We start from the raw sequence: 18603 nt of genomic DNA on the forward strand, positions 1-18603 counted from the left end.
GTCGCATCTGCCGCTTGCTTTGGCCACGGCCTGCGCCTGTCCGCGTCATGCGCAGCAGGCGGCGCGCTCGATCTGGCCCTGGCGCGGTTCGCCACAGCAGGTGCTTCCCGCCGCCGCCGGCTGTGACGCCCCGGTCCGGCAAACGCCGGTCTCGGGCAATTCCAGCCGCACCTCGCGCGCCGCGGCCGGATCGCCGGCCAGTTCGGCCACGACCGAGCGGACCTGCTCATATCCGGTCGCCATCAGGAAGGTGGGCGCCCGGCCATAGCTTTTCATCCCGACGATGAAGAATTCCTTTTCCGGGTGGGCGAGTTCCGTCACGCCATGCGGGCGGACCGTGCCGCAGGAATGCAGGTTGGGGTCGATCAGCGGGGCAAGCTTGGGGGTGGTTTCGACGACCGGGTCGAGCCGCAGCCGCAGTTCCGACAGCATCGTCAGGTCGGGCCGGAACCCCGTGGCCACGATGATCCGGTCGACGTCGAAGCGCCTGTCCGCGCCGGCCGCCTTACCCTCGACCCGCAGCGCGGCGCCATGCGCCGACAGACGGCGAACGGCCAAGGGCGACAGCAGGGTCGCGCGCCCGTCGCGCAGCGCCTCGGCCGCGCGCAGGCCCAGCAGGCCCCGGCCCGGTAGCGCATCGTTGAGCCCGCCCCCCACCAGACGGTCGATGCCGCCCGAGCGGGTCGCCCATGTGATCCGCGTGTCGGGTGCCTGATCCTGCAACTCGATCAGGTCGAGCGCGGCATTGATGGCCGAATGACCGGCGCCGATCACCAGCGTATGCTGCCCTTCATACTTCGCCCGCTCGGAGCCGAGCACGTCGGGGATGCCGTAGGCGATGCGCTCTGCGTTCTCCACCTCGCCCTCGACCGGGAGGCCGTCGCGCCCGATCGGGTTGGGACGCACCCAGGTCCCCGAGGCGTCGATCACGGCGCGGGCAAGCGTCCGGTGCCGCGCGCCCTCGCCATCGCGCCAGACGATCACGAAGGGCGCGTCATCGCGGCCCTCCGAGGTCAGCTTGGAGCGGTCCTGCCGGGTGATCGCGGTTACTTCGGAATTCAGACGCAGATGCGGCGCGATCGCGGGATGGGCTGCCAGGGGGGCGAGGTAATCCCGGATCAGGTCGCCACCGGTGGGCAGGTGTTCGGGGTCGGGCATCTGCCAGCCGCCCGCTTCGAGCAGCCTGCGCGCGGCGCCATCGACATTGAATTCCCAGGGTGAGAACACACGCACATGTGCCCATTCGGCGATTGTCGCGCCGGCCCGGGCGCCGCGCTCGAAGATCAGCGGCGTCACATCGCGCTCAAGCAGCCGGGCCGCGGCGGCAAGGCCCACGGGGCCTGCCCCGATGACGGCGACAGGGAGGGGGGATTTCAGGGTCATGTCTTTTCCTTCCATCTTTCCGGTAATTTCGAAATAAAGGCCGCAATTCTTAGGCGGCACCGTCCGGAGACCCCGCCTCTGCCGCGTCGCCGGCGCTGCATGCGCTTTCGTCGGCGCAGCATTCGTCAGCCAGGAACCCCAGCAGGGCCTGCATCGCCGGGTATTCGGCATGGCAGATCAGGCTGGTCCCGGCCCGTTCCTGCCGGACAAGTCCGGTGTCCACCAGCCGCTTCAGGTGATGCGACAGGGTCGAGGCCGGCATGCCCAGCCGCTCCTGCAACTGACCGACGGCCAGCCCGTTTCGCCCGGCGCGGACAAGGGTGCGGTAGATGGTCAAACGGGTGGCGTTGCCGATGGCTTCAAGTTGACGGGATGCTATTTCGATATTCATGGAAGTAGGATGGGCGCGCAGGCCAGCCGAGTCAACACATATTTCGACAATAGTCGAAATATGGCCTGGCTTTCTGAAGCCCCTGTCGCTTCAACCGCGCCGGGAAGGGGCGCTGCAGATCTCTGTTTGCTTTCTGACGACACCCGGCACGCCGCAGCTCCGGCGCGCGTTCACTGCGGGAAACGCCCCCTGGTCCGGTTTGCTAAGGCGACAAGCGACAACATGACGGGCACCTCGACCAGAACGCCGACGACAGTGACGAGCGCCGCGCCGGAGTCGAGCCCGAACAGGCCGATGGCAACCGCCACCGCCAGTTCGAAGAAGTTCGAGGTGCCGATCAGGGCGCAAGGGGCGGCAACCGGATGCGGCACGCGCCAGACCCAGGCCCAGCCGTAGGCGATTGCGAAAATGCTGTAGGACTGGATCACGATTGGCGTCGCCAGAAGCACGATCAGAAAGGGCTGGGCAAGGATGACCGGCCCCTGAAAGCCGAACAGCAGCACGACGGTCAGCAGCAGCCCCACCACCGACGCCGGCTTGAGGCGCGCCGTGAACCCCGCCACCGCGGCTTCGCCGCCGCGCGCCGCCAGCCGCCGCCGCGTTAGCGCCCCGGCCAGAAGCGGGATCGCGACGTAAAGCCCCACCGACAGCAGCAGCGTATCCCAGGGCACCGCAACCTCGGTCACCCCGAGCAGGAAGGCCACGATCGGGGCGAAGGCGAAAACCATGATCAGGTCGTTCAACGACACCTGAACCAGCGTGTAGTTCGGGTCGCCCCTGGTCAGATGCGACCAGACGAAGACCATCGCGGTGCAGGGCGCGGCCCCCAGCAGGATCAGCCCCGCGACATATTCGGTGCCCCGGTCCGGCGCGATGAATCCGGCGAACACATGATGGAAGAAAAGGATGCCGAGCGCGGCCATCGTGAAAGGCTTGATCAGCCAGTTCACCACCAATGTGATGATCAGCCCCCTGGGGCGCTGGCCGACGTCACCGAGACTGGAAAAATCGACCGCGACCATCATCGGATAGACCATCGCCCAGATCAGAACGGCGACGACGAGATTGACGCTGGCGTATTCCAGCGCGGCGAGGCCGTGAAAGAGGCCGGGCAGGGCCGCCCCAAGGGTCAGGCCGGCAAGAATGGCAAGCCCGACCCAAATCGAAAGAAAACGCTCGAAGATTGACACCTGTATGCCCCTTGTTACCGGATTTTCAGTCAGATTTCCTTGGTCGCGCATGATCCGGCATCGGCGGATGGAGGCAAGCCCCTATCCGGCCGAACATCGTATTTCCCGTCCCCGTGACGGATGGATGCCGGGTCTTTCGGCTCGCGCCGCCGCCTGTCTGGCCACCCTGACACCCCGGCGCGCTGGGGCAGGGTGGCCCGCCGCGCCTGCGCGGCCTTGCCAGATCCCCCCGGTGGGGAGATACATGGCGTCCATGACGGAACCGCATCTGCACGCAGCCCGGCCCGAGCTCGTCCGGCGCCTGAAACGCGCCGACGGGCACCTGCGCCATGTCATCGAGATGATCGAAGGCGGCAAGCCCTGCGCCTCTATCGCGGTGCATCCTCAGGCGGTCGAGCGGGCGGCCGCGGCCGCCAAGCGGACGCTGATCCACGATCATATCGACCATTGCCTCGGGCGCGGCGGCGAGGACGATCGCGCCGCGCCGCGTGCGATGGCGAAGCTTCTCTGAGGGGACCCATGCTGGGCGTTCTCGCCAACCGCACCTATCGCCACCTCTTCGCCGCGCAGGTGATCGCATTGATCGGCACCGGGCTGGCCACTGTGGCGCTCGGCCTGCTGGCCTGGCAGATCGCGGAGGAGGATGCGGGGCTGGTGCTGGGCACCGCGCTCGCCATCAAGATGGTGGCCTATGTCACGCTCGCGCCCGTTGCCTCGGCGGTGTCCGACCGGGTGCCGCGCCGCGCGATGCTGGTCGCGCTCGACCTGATCCGGGCGACGGTCGCGCTTGCGCTGCCCTTCGTGGCCGAGGTCTGGCAGGTCTATGTGCTGATCTTCCTGCTTCAGGCCGCCTCGGCGGGCTTCACCCCGGCCTTTCAGGCCACGATCCCCGACGTCCTGCCCGACGAGGGGGACTACACCCGCGCGCTGTCGCTCTCGCGGCTTGCCTACGACCTGGAGAACCTGCTGTCGCCGATGCTTGCGGCGGCGCTGCTGACGGTGGTGAGTTTTCCGGTCCTCTTCGGCGGCACCGTCATCGGGTTCCTGGCCTCGGCGGCCCTGGTGCTGACGGTGGCGCTGCCCTCGCCGAAGCCCGCCGCGCCGCGCGCTATCGGGGACCGCACGACGCGTGGCCTCCGCATCTACCTCGCCACCCCGCGGCTGAGGGGGCTGCTCGCCCTCAATCTTGCTGTCGCGGCGGCCGGCGCGATGGTCGTCGTCAACACGGTGGTGATCGTGCAGGCGCGCCTCGGGCTGGGCGCGCCGCAGGTGGCGCTGGCGCTCGCGGCTTTCGGCGGCGGGTCGATGGCCGCCGCGCTGATCCTGCCGCGGCTGCTGGCCCGCATCCCCGACCGCGCCGCCATGATGACAGGCGCCGTGCTGCTGGCCGCCGGCACGCTGATCGGTCCGCTGCCGGATTCTCTGCCGGCGCTGATGGCCCTCTGGCTCGTGCTTGGTTTCGGCTACAGCCTGACGCAGACGCCCACCGGCCGACTGCTGCGGCGCTCGGCCCAGCCCGAGGACCGCCCGGCGATCTTCGCCGCGCAATTCGCGCTGAGCCATGCCTGCTGGCTGCTGACCTATCCGCTAGCCGGACGGTTCGGCGCCGCTTTCGGGCTCGACACCACCTTCCTCGTCATGGCGGCGCTCGCGGCGTTGGGCATCGTTGCCGCCAGCCGGCTCTGGCCGGCGAACGCGCCCGCGGAACTGCCGCACGCGCATCCCGACCTGCCGCCCGATCACCCGCATCTGAAGGAACATGGCGGGCGGGATCATTCGCATGCGATCGTGATCGACGACCTGCACCGCCGCTGGCCCGCGCCGAGCCCGGGGCTGCGCTGAGGCGCAGCTGGCCGGCGGGGGACAGGCGGAGGCGGATCACGCCGCCGCGTGCCCCCTGTTTCTTGGGGACGCGCTGGTGGAACAGCGCAACCAGAACGTGCCGGGCGCCCTTGCCGGGTGTTCTGGACATGGCGCCAGTGTCGCTGCGTGCGGGGTGCGACTGGCTCACCCCCGGGAGAGTGTCACCAACGGTCGAGAAAGGAGAACACCCTGAACAGGGCTAACCGATAAACGACGACTCCCAGGGGGAGCAGGTCACCGGGTGCCAGTGATTGCGCCATTCTTACGCGGTCCCCAGCTGCAAATGACCGCGCTCCGCCTTGAGACGCGGATTTCGCCAAGTCTTACTTGGGAAGAGCCCGTGCATCCGAAAACGACAACAGTTTGCGGCTGTTCTCGTCCCAAAGGTGAAGCCGCGCACAGCGGAAACTTTCCCGTATCGTGAGGCGTGTGGATCGCGCGAGGATGTCATGGTCCCGGACCACCTCGCTCAGGCGATAAAAGGGGATGCGGCAGGCCAGGTGATGCACATGGTGTATGCCGATATTCGCGGTGATCCATCGCAGAATGCCTGGCAGATCGTAATACGAACTCCCCTTGAGGGCAGCCTCCTGCACGTTCCAGTGTTCCTCATGATCCCAGACAGTGTCTTCGAACTGATGCTGGACGTAGAAAAACCATACCCCGGTGACCGCTCCCAGGAGCGCCGTCGGCAGGAACACGAACAGCAGCACATCCAGACCGCCCAGCCAGCCGATCGCGCCAAGCGCGGCCGCGATCGCGGCGTTGGTCGCCAGTGCGCTGAACCAATAGCGCGAGCCCGCCCGCATTTGGCCGACCGGAAGCCGGTTCTGCAGAAAAAACATGTAAAATGGGACAATGCCGAACAGGAAGAACGGGTTGCGGACCAGGCGATACAAGGCCCGGCCGGTCCAGCTCCTTTCCCGGTATTCCCGGACCGTCAGTGTCGGCAGGTCGCCGGTGCCGCGCCGGTCGAGGTTGCCGGTCGTGGCATGGTGAATCGAGTGATTTTTGCGCCAGACGTCATAGGGCGTCAGCGTCAGGACACCCAGCACGCGGCCGATCCAGTCCCCAAGGCGGCGGTTCTTGAAGAACGCGCCATGGCCGCAATCGTGCTGGATCATGAACAGGCGCACCAGAAAGGACGCATTCACCAATGCCAGGGCCATCGCCAGAAAGGGGCTAATCGACAGCGCCCACCAGGCCAAGCCCCAGATGGCCACAAAGGGCACCAGTGTCACGGTCAGTTCGAAAATGCTACGCGAGAGGATCGGCTCGCGGTATTGGGCGAGGATACGGGTCCATTCATAGGGCTGCAAAGGGCGATTTTTCCTTTGGGTTGACTGAGGCACCGCCTGCTGTCGAGGTGCCTGCCGTGGTTGTTCCGCCCGGCCCTTCAGCTTTCTTGGCCAAGCTGGATCGAGATTTCTTGCGCGCCCCTTTGGAGGTTGCCCCGGGCGCGTTGCCTGGCGTGCAGGCCTCTCTCTCGAGCCGCGCCTTGCGAAGGCGCGCGGTCTTGAGTTCGCGCTGTTCCGCTTGGTCTTCGAGGATCTCCCTCGCGGCGCGCGTGGTCCGGTCGATAAGTGTTTCCGCGCGGGGCCTGTCGGTCTTGAACAACGTGTTTTTCGTGAGTTTCGCCATCTCTAGATCTCCTTGAAGGTTTGGATGGGCACGACCTTGCCAATCGCTTGAAGGCTATGGTGCCAGGGGAAGGGGGATCTTGTAGCGCCCGGATCGCGCGCATCGACTGGCTTAAAAATGGATGTCGGGCCTTCGGGATCAGAAAGTGGCAGGCGTTTCGGCGCTCGTATGGCCCGGCATGAAGCCGGCGGTCTTCGCGGCCGAGAGGAACGCGTTGCGGGCCGTGCCAACCGTCACCAGGCAATGCATCGCGGCATCAACGTAATCGAGCGCGAGATCCCGGTCATGATCCGTGACCGGCCACTTTTTGCGAAGCCAGTAAAAGGCCTGTTCAATCGTGCCGATCTTTTGCGTCTCGCCCTGCGGTGAGACGACGAGAGTCATGGGATTTCCCCAGTTAATTTCTATCAAGTCTTGTTCCGTTAATTTTCGGGATGGCCATGCCTGAAGTGCAGGAGAGCCATATTAAATGAAAAGACGGGGACAAGCCGAATGCCGCCCCCGCCTCACTGGTCAGATCTTCACAGGCTTACGCCAGTACGAGATTGATCGCGGATTCGCGGCCGTCCCGGCCACTTTCGATGTCGAAAGTCACGGCTTGGCCGTCGTCCAGCTGTTGGATCCCGGCGCGCTCAAGCGTGGAAATATGGACGAAGATGTCCTTCGATCCATGTTCCGGGGCGATGAAGCCGAAGCCTTTTTGAGTGTTGAACCATTTCACGGTGCCATTGGCCATCGTGTTGTCTCCTGGTCTAGTTGCCATCCACAAAACGCGATGGCCCGGCTCAGTGTCGTCATAAGATCAACTGAGGCCGTTAGGAAACAGAAGGTCGAAAGAAGATGCTTTGCACAACTCAGGTAGTCACCCATCGACAGCAGTTCAAGGTGGGAAGACCGGGGAGACGGAAAAAAGGGTATTGGAGCTTTTCACTTCGGAGGTCCGCTCGGCCCGCTGGATCCGCTTCTGTGCGGGGCGCAGCGAATGTTCGGTTCCCGCCCGGTTCGGACAGTTTTCGCGCGCGCAGTTGCCCGTGCTGCTGTCTCTTCCGGCTGGGCTTCTCGGCTCTTGAGTGCGTTTGTTTCTGCAGCGAAACACGCCTTTCGGCGTCTCGCGCCCGGAAGGCCGGACTCTGCCCCGTAGCAGGGGTAGGTGCTCCTGCCTCAAGGCCAAGGAGACGACGATGACGACAGCCAAATCCGGGAAAGCGAAGTGAGCCTTCAGGTCAAAGCTGAAAACGGCCCGGGTCATCAAAAGACGCAGTTCATCAGCATGCTGAGCGCCAGGGCCGGAGCGGACGTCGCGGTGGTTAACAAAAGGCTGGGCTGGCAACGCCACACGACATGAGCTGCGCTCAGCGGGTTGCGCAAGGCATCCGGCCAAGACTGGAAAACCCCACCCGCGTCAGGCGACCTTTTCGCCATTAATGCCCGAGATCGCCTGAATCAGGTTGTCCTCGGTCACCTCGTCCGAGGTAAAGGTGCGCATGATCCGCCCGTGATACATGGCGACGATCCGGTCGCTGACATGAAGCACCTCGGGCATTTCCGAGCTGATGACGATCACCGCGTAGCCTTGCGCGGCCAGTTCCCGGATCAGGTTGTGGATCTCGGATTTCGAGCCGACGTCGATGCCGCGCGTCGGCTCGTCCACGATCAGCACGTTGGGACGCATCGACAGCCATTTGCCGATCACGATCTTCTGCTGGTTGCCGCCGGACAGGTTGCCGACCAGCTGCTTCCAGCCCGGGGTGCGGATATCGAGCTTGTCGCGGTATTGGTCGAAGATCGCGATCTCGGCGCCATCGGCCACGAAGGGGCCGGCGGTCAGAGCGTCGATCTGCGGCAGGGTCATGTTGTCCCGGCAGTTCATGCCCAGCACCAGCCCCTGCCCCTTGCGGTCTTCGGGAACCAGCGAGATTCCCTTGGCGATCGCGTCTGCCGGCGAATGAATGCGGGTTTCCACGCCGTCGAGCAGGATTTTCCCCGCGCTGGGCTCGCGCAAACCGAAAAGAGTTTCGGCGATCTCGGTGCGGCCGGCGCCGACGAGGCCATAAAAGCCCACCACCTCGCCGCGGCGCACCTCGAAGCTGACATCCTCGAACAGGTGGCCGCAGGACAAGCCCCGGACCTCCAGCGCCACATCGCCCAGTTCGTGGTGGCTGACGTTGCGCGACAGATCCAGCTTGCGCCCGATCATCATCTGGGTGACCTCGTCCTCGGTGGTCTCGGCCGTGGTCAGGGTGCCCGTGTACTGGCCGTCGCGCAGCACGCTGATGCGGTCAGTGATCTTGAAGATCTCTTCCATACGGTGCGAGATGTAGATGATCCCCACGCCATGCGCCTTGAGGTCGGCGATCACGTCGAACAGCACCACCTTTTCCGCGTCGGTCAGCGAGGCCGTCGGCTCATCGAAGATCACCGCCTTTGCGTCGACAGTCAGGGCGCGGGCAATCTCGACCATCTGCTGGTTGGCGATGGACAGGTCGCCCACCCGCGTCCGGGCGTCGAACCCGACCTTGAGCTTTTCGAGGATCGCGTTGGTCTGGGCATAGAGCGTTTCCCAGTCCACCAGGCCAAAGCGCTTGCGCGGCAACTCGCCCAGATAGATGTTTTCGGCGACCGACAGCTCCTCGGCCAGGCTCAGTTCCTGGTGGATGAAAACGATGCCCTTGGCCTTGGCCTCCAGCGGCGAGGCCATCACCGCGGGGGCTTCGCTGACCACGATCCGGCCTTCATCGGGCTGATAGATTCCGCCCAGAACCTTCATCAGGGTCGATTTCCCGGCGCCGTTCTCGCCCATCAGCGCGTGCACTTCGCCGGGCATGACGGTGAAGGAAACATCGTCGAGGGCGCGGACGCCGGGGAAGGTCTTGACGATCCCCTCCAGGCGCAGGGCTGGTGTTTGTGTCGTCATACTCTCAACTCCTCTTTGCCCTTGATGTTGAGCTGCCGATCGAGGAACAGAACCGCGATCAGGATCAGGCCGATCACCAGATTGACCGTTTCGGTATCGGCGCCGATATGGCCCAGCCCCTTGCGCAGAAGCTGGATCGCCAGAACCCCGCCAAAGGTCGAGATCACCGAACCCGAACCGCCGGTCAGCTTGGTGCCGCCCAGCACGACCGCGGTGATCGTCCAAAGCTCGTACAACTCGCCGTCATTGGGGTTCACCGAGCCGCTTTCCGAGTAGAAGACCACCGCCGACAGCGAGGCGAGGAAACCGATGATCATGAAGTTGACCACGATGTGCGGCCCCACACGGATCCCCGCATTCACCGCCGCATCGCGGTTGTCGCCGATGGCATAGGCGTTGCGGCCGTGCACGGTGCGGTTCATCAGGAACCAGATCGCCGCGGTGACCGCCAGCAGGAACCATGTGGCCGTGTGCAGCCCGAGGAACTGCGCCTCGGCGAAATCCACCAGCGTCCAGTTCAAATGCGAGGTGGGCTGCTCGCCGTTATACATGAAGACAAGACCGCGATAGCCCAGCATCGCGCCCAGCGTGACGATGAAGGCATCGACCCCGGTTTTCCACACGATAAGCCCGTTGATCGCGCCCAGAACGACGCCCGTCAGCAGCGCCAACCCCCAGGCGACCGGGATCACCCCGTCGCCCAGCCCCGCAAAGACCGGCCAAGTCATGCAATCCAGCAACACGATCGCGCTGAGCGCGAAGGTGGCGCCTACGGAAAGGTCGATGTTGCCGTTGATCATGATGATGGTCATGCCCATCGCGATGATCCCGATCGGCGCGGACTGCTTGAAAAGCAGCAGCATGTTGTCGAGATCCATGAACGCCTTGTCACTGAGGGACAGGAACTCGCCCGCGACCGAAAAGAAGACCAGCTCGAGGACGATGAAGCCCCAGATCGCGCCGCGTTTCAGGAATGTGCTGAGAGTGCCGGGTGCCATTTGCGCCTCCTATGTCACGCGATGGGGGACCAGAGCCTGCCGCGCTTGGCCGCGATATCCAGCCAGACAGCAAGGATGATGATGATCCAGGTCACGACGTATTGGACGTAGAACTGCAGCCCGACGAGCAGCAGGCCATTCTGGATGAAGCCCAGGATCAGCACGCCGATCACCGTCTTGAAGATCGTGCCGGACCCGCCCAGCAGAGAGGCCCCGCCCAGGATGACCGCGGCCAGAACCTCCAACTCCAACCCCTGGCCGACCGTGTTCTGGCTGCCGAGGCTGCGGCTGGCCTGAATCAGGCCGGCGGTGGCCACGCAGAAGGCCGAGATCAGGTAACATGTGAAAACCACCCGAGGCCGGCGGATGCCGGAAAAGGTGGCCGCGACACCATTGCCGCCCACGGCATAGACCTTGCGTCCGAAAGGTGTCTTGGTCAGCACGGCGCCGAGGAGCGCGGCGAGCAGCACGAACACCAGGATCGGCACGGGAATCCCCAGAGCGTCACCTTGGCCGAAGACGCCGAACCAGGTGCCTTCCTTGTCGGCAATGTCCATGTTCTTGCCGCCCGAATAGGTCAGCGTCAGCCCGTGAATGGCCGACAGCATGCCCAAGGTCACAATCAGCGAATTGAGCTTGAGATACCCCACCAGAAAGCCGATTACGGCGCCAAGGGCGAGCGTCATGGCGAACATGGCCGGGATGGCCAGGGTCGGGCCAATCGTGTCGTGCAGGTCCAGCACCACGATGGTCGAGAACGACATCATCGAGCCTACGGACAGGTCGAGATTGCCACTGATCACCACGAAGGTGACTCCCAGTGCCATGACACCGAGAATGGCCGACGAGCGGATCACGCCCATGATGTTGTCTGGGTCGAGAAAGCGTTCGTTGGCGATCGTGAAGCCGATGATGAACACCGCAAAGGCCACCAGAATGCCCTGCCGGGCCAGAAAGCCCCCGATACTTGATTTCGACAATCCTGCCATGCCTTCCTCCCGCCCGCCGCTTTTTCGGCCAGCCTGGTTGCGCGTGATATCCGACATCTGATCCTCCCCAATCCGATGGCGCTATTCAGACCAGCGTCATGCCTCCATCGATCATGACGATCTGGCCGGTCATGTAATCGCTGTCCCTGGACGCTAGGAACGTCGTCGTCCCGGTTATATCCTCGGGCCGCGCCACGCGCCCTTTCAGGATCTCGGCCGAGAACTCCTCCATGGCCTGGCCGGGCCGTTCCGCTGCGCCGATCGCCATCAGATCCTGGTCGACCTGCTCCCACATCTCGGTGGCCACGACGCCCGGCGCGAAACCTGTCACGGTAATATCATGCTTGGCGAGATCGCGCGCCCCGGATTGGGTCAGCGACACCACCGCCCATTTGCTCGCGCAATAGGGGGCGACATTGTCAAAGCCCTGGCGGCTGGCGATCGAGGCGGTGTTGATGATCTTGCCGAAGCTGCCCTGGCGGATGAACTGCCTGGCCGCTTCCTGCATGCCGATCATGCAGCCCAGGCCGTTGACGCCCATGATGAAATTCCAGTTCTCCTCGGTCGCGTCGAGAAAGTTCATCGGCTTGTTGACGCCGGCGTTGTTGAACTTGACGTCCAGCTTGCCGAACGCGGCCACGGCCTTGGCGATCATGGCGCGCACCTGCGCGCGGTCGGTCACGTCCACCTCGGCCCAGGTCACCTTGCCGCCCGCTTGCGCGGCCCGCCCGGCATTGGCCTCGGCCACCTGTTTCACCTTGTCCGCATTGATATCGGCAAAGCAGACATCCGCGCCCTCGTCGAGCAGGGCCTCGCCGATGGCGCGCCCGATTCCCTGTGCTGCACCGGTCACAATGCAGGAGCGTCCAGAGACACGGCCCATGACCTTCCCCCCGTTTATTGAAATCGTGTTGTGATTGAAGATGCGCGGGCCAGCCCCGTGGCCGCCCCGCGCGCAGCCCGTGTCTCAGAACACCGGCTTGGTGAAGTCGCCCATGTTGTCCTGGGTGATCTTCGGAGTGTCGAAGTAGTTCAGGAACGGCACGTCCTTGCCTTCCAGAACGTCGATGGCGGTCTGCAGGGCGGCCTCGGCATCATCCACCGGCGACTGGTAGATCGAGCCCCAGTACTCTCCGCGCTCCATCGCCTCGTAGCCCACGGCGAAGTTGGTGGCGCCGACGAAGATGATGCCATCGCGGCCGGCGGCCTTGGCGGCGTTCAGGGCGCCCACGCCCATGTTGTCGTCGCCGGCATAGACACCGTCGATGTCGTCGTATTTGACCAGGAAGGCCTCCATGACCTTCTGCGATTTCTCGCGGTTCCAGTCGCCCGGCTGGGTCTCCATCAGGGTGACATTCGGGCAGACCTCGGGCAGACGGTCATCGAAGCCCTTCTGGCGCTCGATCGCGGTGGTGTAGCCCGGCTGGCCCGAGATCTGCACGATCTTGGCCTCGTTCTCGATGCCCATCTCCTTGAACTTGTCGCACATGATCTCGGCCGAACGCGCGCCTTGCGTGATGTTGTCGGGACCCGAGAACGAGGCGACGAAGTCGAAGCCCTGCTCGGCGATGTTCGAATTGGTGACGATAACGGGAATGCCGGCCTTGTGGGCCTTGCGCACGGCAGGGATCACGGCCTCGCCGTTGGTCGGCCAGATGATGATGGCGTCGACTTCCTGCTGGATCAGGTCCTCCATCTGGGCGATCTGGCGCGCCACGTCGCCGCCGGCATCCAGAACCACGGTTTCGACGTTTGCGTTGGCCTCGGCGGCCGCGATGAAGGCCTTTTCATAGGTGGTCTGATAGCTGTCCACACCCACGTTGTTCTGGGTGATGCCGATCTTGAAGGTCTCTGCCGAGGCAGCGCCGGCGAAAACCAGGGTGGCGGCAGTCGTCGCAGCCAGAGCGTTGCGCAGTTTCATTTGGGTCTCCTCCCGAAATTTCCCTGTTTCATGTCCAATTCCCGCTGTCCTCCCGGCGGGGAATCATCATCCGCTACTTCGGACGAATGCCAAGACCATGCTGGTTTTCAATCATCCGAAACGCACATAAAAAATCCATATTGGACATTTGAATATCCAAATCGGATTACTTGGCAGTACGAACCGGATGCCACTTTGAACATTTTGCGGAGGACTGGCGCAATGCCCGATTCAGATTCGTCCAGATCGAACAAATCAGCGACACGATCGCGCCCAAGCGAGAGAAAGGCACAGACGGAGCTCATGAACGTGATGGGTGCATATAAGGCCAGCCAGACGGTGTCGCCCCAGGCGAAGACCGAAATGCTCCGGATTGTATCCTTTCTGGAGGATTTCGGCGGTGAGCTTGAGGACACCTTCGAGCTTTTTGCGCCCAACCCGTTCTATCGCATGGCACTTCACCTGATCCGTGGGCATCTGGAAGGCAAGATCATCACGCCGACCTCGCTGATTGGCGCATCGCGGGTTCCCTATGCCACCGCGAACCGCCGCATGAAGGAAATGATCGAGGCGGGGCTAATCGAACAGCGCCCGCGCACGAAGTCCGGCAAGAGCGTCTCGATGCATCCCAGCGAAAAACTCCTGGAGCAGTGGATGCAGCTCTCGGGCCGGGTCCGCCGCCAGGGTGAAGCGAGTTTCGGTGGCCGCGAGCAGGCGCCGGACACGGCCGACTATTACTATGGCGGCTCGTATCTGGCGGCTCAGTCGATCCCGCCGCTGCAGATCTTAGCTGAACCGCTCAAGGTGTCCGGCGGCATCCGCGTGCTTGTGCATGGTGATCCGACCTTCATGGTGATGGAGAACCTCAAGCGCCAGTTCGAGCAGGTCATCGGCACTCAGATCCACCAGCGGGCCTTCTCCATCGACCGTTTGCGCGAAGAGGCAATCCGCAATGCCGAGCGCAAGGTCAGCCGCTATGACATCGTCGCGGTGGACCTGCCCTGGGTGGGCGGCTTTGCCGAACGTGGCGTCCTGATGCCACTGGATGAGGCGATGGACATCGCCCGGCTCGATCCCGCCGATTTTCACACCGCAGGCTGGAAGGCTGCGCATTGGGCCGGTCGCCCCTACGGCGTGCCGGCGCAGACCACGCCCGAGTTGCTGTTCTATCGCCGCGATCTCTTCGCCGAGGCGGGACTGGAGCCGCCGGCAACGACCGACGCCCTGCTGGACGCGGCACGCGTGTTGCACGACCCGCAGCGCGGCCGTCATGGAATCGCGTGGAACGCCGCGCGCGGCACGGCCCTGGGCCACACCGTTCTCATGACCCTGGCCGATTTTGGCCAGCCGATACTGAACCTGCCCGAGATCGCCGGCGGCTTCGATACCGATCACCTCGCCGAGCGCGACTATCGCCCGACGATCGACACCGAGGCCGGCCTGCGCGCGGCTGAATTCCTGATGGAGTTGCTGAAATACTCGCCGCCCGACATCCTGTCGATGTCGTGGTACGAGCGCGTGCGCCCCTATGCGGCGGGCAACATCGCCATGGCCTATGGCTATACCCTGCTGGCGCCGTATTTCGAGTTGGACCCCTCCTCGCCCGCCGCCGGACAGACCGGATATCTGCCGCATCCTGCCGGCCCCGGGGCGAGCCCGGTCGCGCCCGTGGGCGGCTATGTGATGGGTATTCCGGCCAATCTGCCGCCCGAACGGGTAAGAGCCGCGGTAGAGGCGCTGATCGTCTTCACGTCGCCGCAGGCGCAGAAGCTCTACGTCCAGAACGGCAGCCGCACCAATCCGCGCTATTCCGTCGGCGCCGATCCGGAGGTTCGGCGCACGTCGCCCATCTTCGAAGCGGTCGACGGGATGTCCTGGCGCGACGAGCTGCAATTCTGGCCGCGCCCGCCGGTGCCCGAGATCTGCGACATCATCCAGATCTGCGGCGAGGAATTCCACGACATGCTGCGCGGGATCGCATCCCCGCGCGAGGCACTGCGCAAGGCCCAGGAACGGGCGGACGCAGTGATGCGAGCAAACGGGTTTACATGACATCAGGAGGAGAACACGATGGACCCCAATCGCCTGAAAGGTAAGAACATCCTTATCACCGGTGCCGCTCAGGGCATGGGTGCGGCCAACGCAGAGTATTTCGCCGCTCAGGGCGCGAATGTCTGCCTTGGCGACATCAATGTCGATGGGGTCAAGGAGGTGGCCGCGCGGATCAACGCCGCCGGCAACGGCAAGGCAATCGCCGTCAAACTGGACGTGACCAAGCGGGCAGACAACGCCGCCGCCGTGGCCGCCACCGCCGAAGAATTCGGCTCGATCAACGTCGCCCTGCTGAATGCCGGCATCAACAAGCCCAAGATGTTCCTCGATATCGACGAGGAAAACTGGGACATGATCATGAACGTGAACGCCAAGGGCCAGCTCTTTGGCATGCAGGAGGCGGCCAAGCAGATGATCAAGCAGGGGCCGATGGAGGATCACCCCTACAAGATCATCAACGTGGGCTCGATCGTGTCGCGCACCGCCTTCCTCGACGTCGTGCCCTACAGCTGCTCGAAATACGCGACGCTGGCCATGATCATCGGCGGCGCCAAGGCGCTGTGGGAACACAAGATCACGGTGAACGGTTATGGACCCGGCGTGGTCAAGACCGAGCTTTGGGAACAACTCGACAAGGATCTGGTCGAGATCGGAATGTTCGAGGAAGAGGGCCAGTCGATGGATCACCTAGCCCAGACCATGATCCTGATGAAAAAGCTTTCCACCCCGGACGACGTGAAGGGCACAGCCGCCTTCCTGTGTTCGAACGAAAGCGACTACATGACCGGCCAGCTCATCATGATCGATGGCGGCATGATCATGCAGTAACGACCTAACAAATTGAATTTCATCAATAAACGGGCGCACCCCTTCGCGCCCGAAGGAGAAAGCCATGTCTCGCGCACTGACCCCCAACGTCCTAACCCCTCAGGACCTCGACCCCAACTGGAAATGGGAGGGCCGCCTGCCTGCCTGGGGCCACACCTCGGTCGATTTCGAGCGCCGGGTCGATCACGATCGCCTGCGCCGCTATCGCCTCAGCCGTGCCCGCGAAGCGCTGAAGAAGAGCAGCGCCGGTTCGTTGCTGCTCTTCGACGTGAACAACATCCGCTATGTCTCGGCCACGAAGATCGGCGAATGGGAACGGGACAAGATGTGCCGTTTCTGCCTGCTGACCGGCGATGACGCGCCGCATGTCTGGGACTTCGGATCGGCCGCCGTGCACCATCGCAAGTATTCCGATTGGCTGCTGCCGGAGAACTGCCACGCAGGGGTCGTCGGCATGCGCGGCACCATCCCGCCGTCCTTTGGCCTGATGAAGAAATATGCCGAAGAAATCGCGGGCCTGATCCGCGACGCCGGCATGGCCGACATGCCCGTCGGCGTTGACTATGCCGAGACCGCGATGTTCGAGGCACTGAAGGAAGCGGGCCTGAACATCGTCGACGGGCAGCAGATCATGTTGTCGGCCCGCGAGATCAAGAACTGGGACGAGATCCAGTTGCTGACCCAGGCCGCCAGCATGGTCGATGGCGTCTACCACATGATCTACGAAGAGCTGAAGCCGGGCGTGCGCGAGAACGAGATCGTCGCGCTGTCGAACAAGATGCTCTACGAAATGGGCTCGGACGATGTCGAGGCGATCAACGCCATCTCGGGCGAGCGATGCAACCCGCACCCGCACAACTTCACCGACCGGCTGTTCCGACCGGGCGACCAGGCGTTCTTCGACATCCTGCAGTCCTACCAGGGCTACCGGACCTGCTACTACCGGACCTTCAACATCGGCACTTCGACCTCGGCGCAGGTGGATGCCTACACCAAGGCGCGCGAGTGGATCGACGCCTCGATCGACCTGATCCGTCCCGGCGTGACCACCGATGTCGTGGCGCAGGCCTGGCCGAAAGCCGAGGAATTCGGTTTCCCCGACGAACTCAGCGCCTTTGGCTTGCAATTCGGCCACGGCCTCGGCCTCGCGCTGCATGAGCGCCCGATCATCAGCCGCGCGGTATCGCTGGAAAACCCGATGGAAATCCAGACCGGCATGGTTTTCGCGCTGGAAACCTACTGCCCTGCCGCCGACGGCTATTCGGCCGCCCGGATCGAGGAAGAGGTGGTCGTGACCGACACCGGCTGCGAGGTCATCTCGCTCTTCCCGGCGCAGGAACTGCCGATCGCGAACCGCTACTAACCTCCCTGAAACTGCCCGGCCTCCCGGGGCCGGGCTCTTTTCGTAGAGATGACGCCAATGAGCCCCGCCAAGACCAAAACCAACACTGAGGACTATCTGCGCATGTACCGCCAGATGGTCCGCATCCGGACCTTTGAGGACAACGCCAACCAGCTCTACCTCTCGGCCAAGATGCCGGGGCTGACCCACATGTATTCCGGCGAGGAGGCTGTCGCCGTGGGCATCTGCGAGGCGCTCCGTGTCACCGACAAGATCACGTCGACCCATCGCGGCCACGGCCATTGCGTCGCCAAGGGCGCCGATTTCAAAGAGATGTTCTGCGAACTTCTGGGCAAGGAAGAGGGCTATTGCCGCGGCAAGGGTGGCTCGATGCATATCGCGGACCAGTCGAACGGCAACCTCGGCGCCAATGCCATTGTCGGCGGGTCGATGGGCATCGCGACCGGCTCGGCCTTCACCGCCAGGCTTCTGGGCCGCGATGACGTGACCGTCTGTTTCTTTGGCGACGGGGCCACGGCCCAGGGCCTGTGGTACGAGGTCATGAACATGGCCGCCCTGTGGAAGCTGCCGGTGATCTACGCCTGCGAGAACAACGGCTATTCCGAATACACCAAGACCGATGAGATCGCCGCCGGCTCGATCGTCGCCCGGGCCGAGGCCTTCGGCATCGAAAGCCACCAGGTCGACGGGCAGGACGTGCTGGCCGTCAACGCCCTGACCCAGAAACTGGTCGAGCGCGCCCGCAAGGGCGAGGGCCCCTTCTTCATCGAGCTGATGACCTATCGCTATCACGGCCACCACGTGGGCGACATCAACCGCGAGTACTACCGCTCCAAGGAAGAAGAGCAGGACTGGAAGGTGAACCGCGACCCCATCATCCGGTTCCGGTCGTGGCTGGTCGAGCAGGGCATCGCCAGCGAGGAGGAGATCGAGGCGATGAACGCCGAGATCAAGGAGGATGCCGCCGCCGCCGTCGAATACGCCCTGCATGCCAAATACCCCGGCGCGAACGAGGTCGACATGCATGTGTTCACTGACGTCGAGCACGCGCTGGCCTGAGGAGAAGAGAG

The 18603-nt window shown here is 63.8% G+C and carries 18 protein-coding genes; 6 read left to right on the forward strand and 12 right to left on the reverse strand.

All coding sequences use genetic code 11. The features are described 5' to 3' along the window. Nucleotides 1-45 precede the first annotated feature (45 nt). The 3 genes from KCI33_RS07660 to arsB all read right to left on the reverse strand — a co-directional run bounded on the left by KCI33_RS07660 (nucleotide 46) and on the right by arsB (nucleotide 2964). Entirely contained in the window at nucleotides 46-1383 is a 1338-nt protein-coding gene (locus KCI33_RS07660; RefSeq protein ID WP_212524180.1) for an NAD(P)-binding protein, read from the reverse strand. A gap of 49 nt (nucleotides 1384-1432) precedes the next feature. Next, nucleotides 1433-1774 carry a metalloregulator ArsR/SmtB family transcription factor gene (locus KCI33_RS07665; RefSeq protein ID WP_212524181.1) on the reverse strand — a complete coding sequence of 114 codons (342 nt, stop codon included), beginning with the start codon at nucleotides 1772-1774 and terminating at the stop codon, nucleotides 1433-1435. Between the two features lie 170 nt (nucleotides 1775-1944). Continuing rightward, nucleotides 1945-2964, reverse strand: coding sequence for an ACR3 family arsenite efflux transporter (gene arsB / locus KCI33_RS07670; protein ID WP_349252190.1), 1020 nt, complete (start codon nucleotides 2962-2964; stop codon nucleotides 1945-1947). A 253-nt stretch (nucleotides 2965-3217) separates the two neighbouring features. Between arsB and KCI33_RS07675 the strand changes: the two genes are divergently transcribed. Both KCI33_RS07675 and KCI33_RS07680 read left to right on the forward strand, forming a co-directional pair. Next, nucleotides 3218-3475 (forward strand): metal-sensing transcriptional repressor, encoded by a 258-nt coding sequence (locus tag KCI33_RS07675; RefSeq protein WP_212524183.1) that lies wholly within the window; start codon nucleotides 3218-3220, stop codon nucleotides 3473-3475. Nucleotides 3476-3483: 8 nt separating this feature from the next. Then, nucleotides 3484-4806, forward strand: coding sequence for an MFS transporter (locus KCI33_RS07680; protein WP_212524184.1), 1323 nt, complete (start codon nucleotides 3484-3486; stop codon nucleotides 4804-4806). Between the two features lie 344 nt (nucleotides 4807-5150). Here KCI33_RS07680 and KCI33_RS07685 read toward each other — a convergent pair whose 3' ends face one another. The 9 genes from KCI33_RS07685 to KCI33_RS07725 all read right to left on the reverse strand — a co-directional run bounded on the left by KCI33_RS07685 (nucleotide 5151) and on the right by KCI33_RS07725 (nucleotide 13290). Beyond that, the gene (locus KCI33_RS07685; protein WP_212524185.1) at nucleotides 5151-6146 is read right to left on the reverse strand and encodes a fatty acid desaturase; all 996 of its coding nucleotides are present in this window, start codon (nucleotides 6144-6146) and stop codon (nucleotides 5151-5153) included. Further along, nucleotides 6133-6468, reverse strand: a complete 336-nt coding sequence (locus KCI33_RS07690) for a hypothetical protein (protein WP_212524186.1) — start codon at nucleotides 6466-6468, stop codon at nucleotides 6133-6135. Before KCI33_RS07690 ends, KCI33_RS07685 begins: the two co-directional genes overlap by 14 nt. A gap of 138 nt (nucleotides 6469-6606) precedes the next feature. After that, nucleotides 6607-6852, reverse strand: a complete 246-nt coding sequence (locus tag KCI33_RS07695; RefSeq protein ID WP_212524187.1) for a DUF982 domain-containing protein — start codon at nucleotides 6850-6852, stop codon at nucleotides 6607-6609. 145 nt (nucleotides 6853-6997) lie between these two features. Next, entirely contained in the window at nucleotides 6998-7204 is a 207-nt protein-coding gene (locus tag KCI33_RS07700) for a cold-shock protein (RefSeq protein ID WP_212524188.1), read from the reverse strand. A 666-nt stretch (nucleotides 7205-7870) separates the two neighbouring features. Then, nucleotides 7871-9382, reverse strand: coding sequence for a sugar ABC transporter ATP-binding protein (locus tag KCI33_RS07705; protein ID WP_212524189.1), 1512 nt, complete (start codon nucleotides 9380-9382; stop codon nucleotides 7871-7873). Continuing rightward, entirely contained in the window at nucleotides 9379-10380 is a 1002-nt protein-coding gene (locus KCI33_RS07710; RefSeq protein WP_212524190.1) for an ABC transporter permease, read from the reverse strand. Before KCI33_RS07710 ends, KCI33_RS07705 begins: the two co-directional genes overlap by 4 nt. Nucleotides 10381-10394: 14 nt before the next feature. Further along, nucleotides 10395-11369, reverse strand: a complete 975-nt coding sequence (locus KCI33_RS07715) for an ABC transporter permease (protein WP_212524238.1) — start codon at nucleotides 11367-11369, stop codon at nucleotides 10395-10397. Nucleotides 11370-11454: 85 nt separating this feature from the next. Then, nucleotides 11455-12252, reverse strand: a complete 798-nt coding sequence (locus tag KCI33_RS07720) for an SDR family oxidoreductase (protein ID WP_212524191.1) — start codon at nucleotides 12250-12252, stop codon at nucleotides 11455-11457. An 84-nt stretch (nucleotides 12253-12336) separates the two neighbouring features. Continuing rightward, nucleotides 12337-13290 carry a sugar ABC transporter substrate-binding protein gene (locus KCI33_RS07725; protein WP_212524192.1) on the reverse strand — a complete coding sequence of 318 codons (954 nt, stop codon included), beginning with the start codon at nucleotides 13288-13290 and terminating at the stop codon, nucleotides 12337-12339. 303 nt (nucleotides 13291-13593) lie between these two features. Between KCI33_RS07725 and KCI33_RS07730 the strand changes: the two genes are divergently transcribed. From KCI33_RS07730 to KCI33_RS07745, 4 genes are all read left to right on the forward strand, one after another. After that, on the forward strand, nucleotides 13594-15342 hold the full coding sequence (locus KCI33_RS07730; RefSeq protein ID WP_212524193.1) for an extracellular solute-binding protein: 1749 nt from the start codon (nucleotides 13594-13596) through the stop codon (nucleotides 15340-15342). Nucleotides 15343-15360: 18 nt separating this feature from the next. Continuing rightward, the gene (locus KCI33_RS07735; protein WP_212524194.1) at nucleotides 15361-16170 is read left to right on the forward strand and encodes an SDR family oxidoreductase; all 810 of its coding nucleotides are present in this window, start codon (nucleotides 15361-15363) and stop codon (nucleotides 16168-16170) included. Nucleotides 16171-16234: 64 nt separating this feature from the next. Continuing rightward, complete coding sequence (locus KCI33_RS07740; RefSeq protein WP_212524195.1) at nucleotides 16235-17533, forward strand: Xaa-Pro peptidase family protein; 1299 nt, start codon at nucleotides 16235-16237, stop codon at nucleotides 17531-17533. 57 nt (nucleotides 17534-17590) lie between these two features. Then, the gene (locus KCI33_RS07745) at nucleotides 17591-18592 is read left to right on the forward strand and encodes a thiamine pyrophosphate-dependent dehydrogenase E1 component subunit alpha (RefSeq protein ID WP_212524196.1); all 1002 of its coding nucleotides are present in this window, start codon (nucleotides 17591-17593) and stop codon (nucleotides 18590-18592) included. Nucleotides 18593-18603 lie beyond the last annotated feature (11 nt).

It is taken from the genome of Actibacterium sp. MT2.3-13A, assembly GCF_018139985.1.
Classification (GTDB): Bacteria; Pseudomonadota; Alphaproteobacteria; order Rhodobacterales; family Rhodobacteraceae; genus JAGSOU01.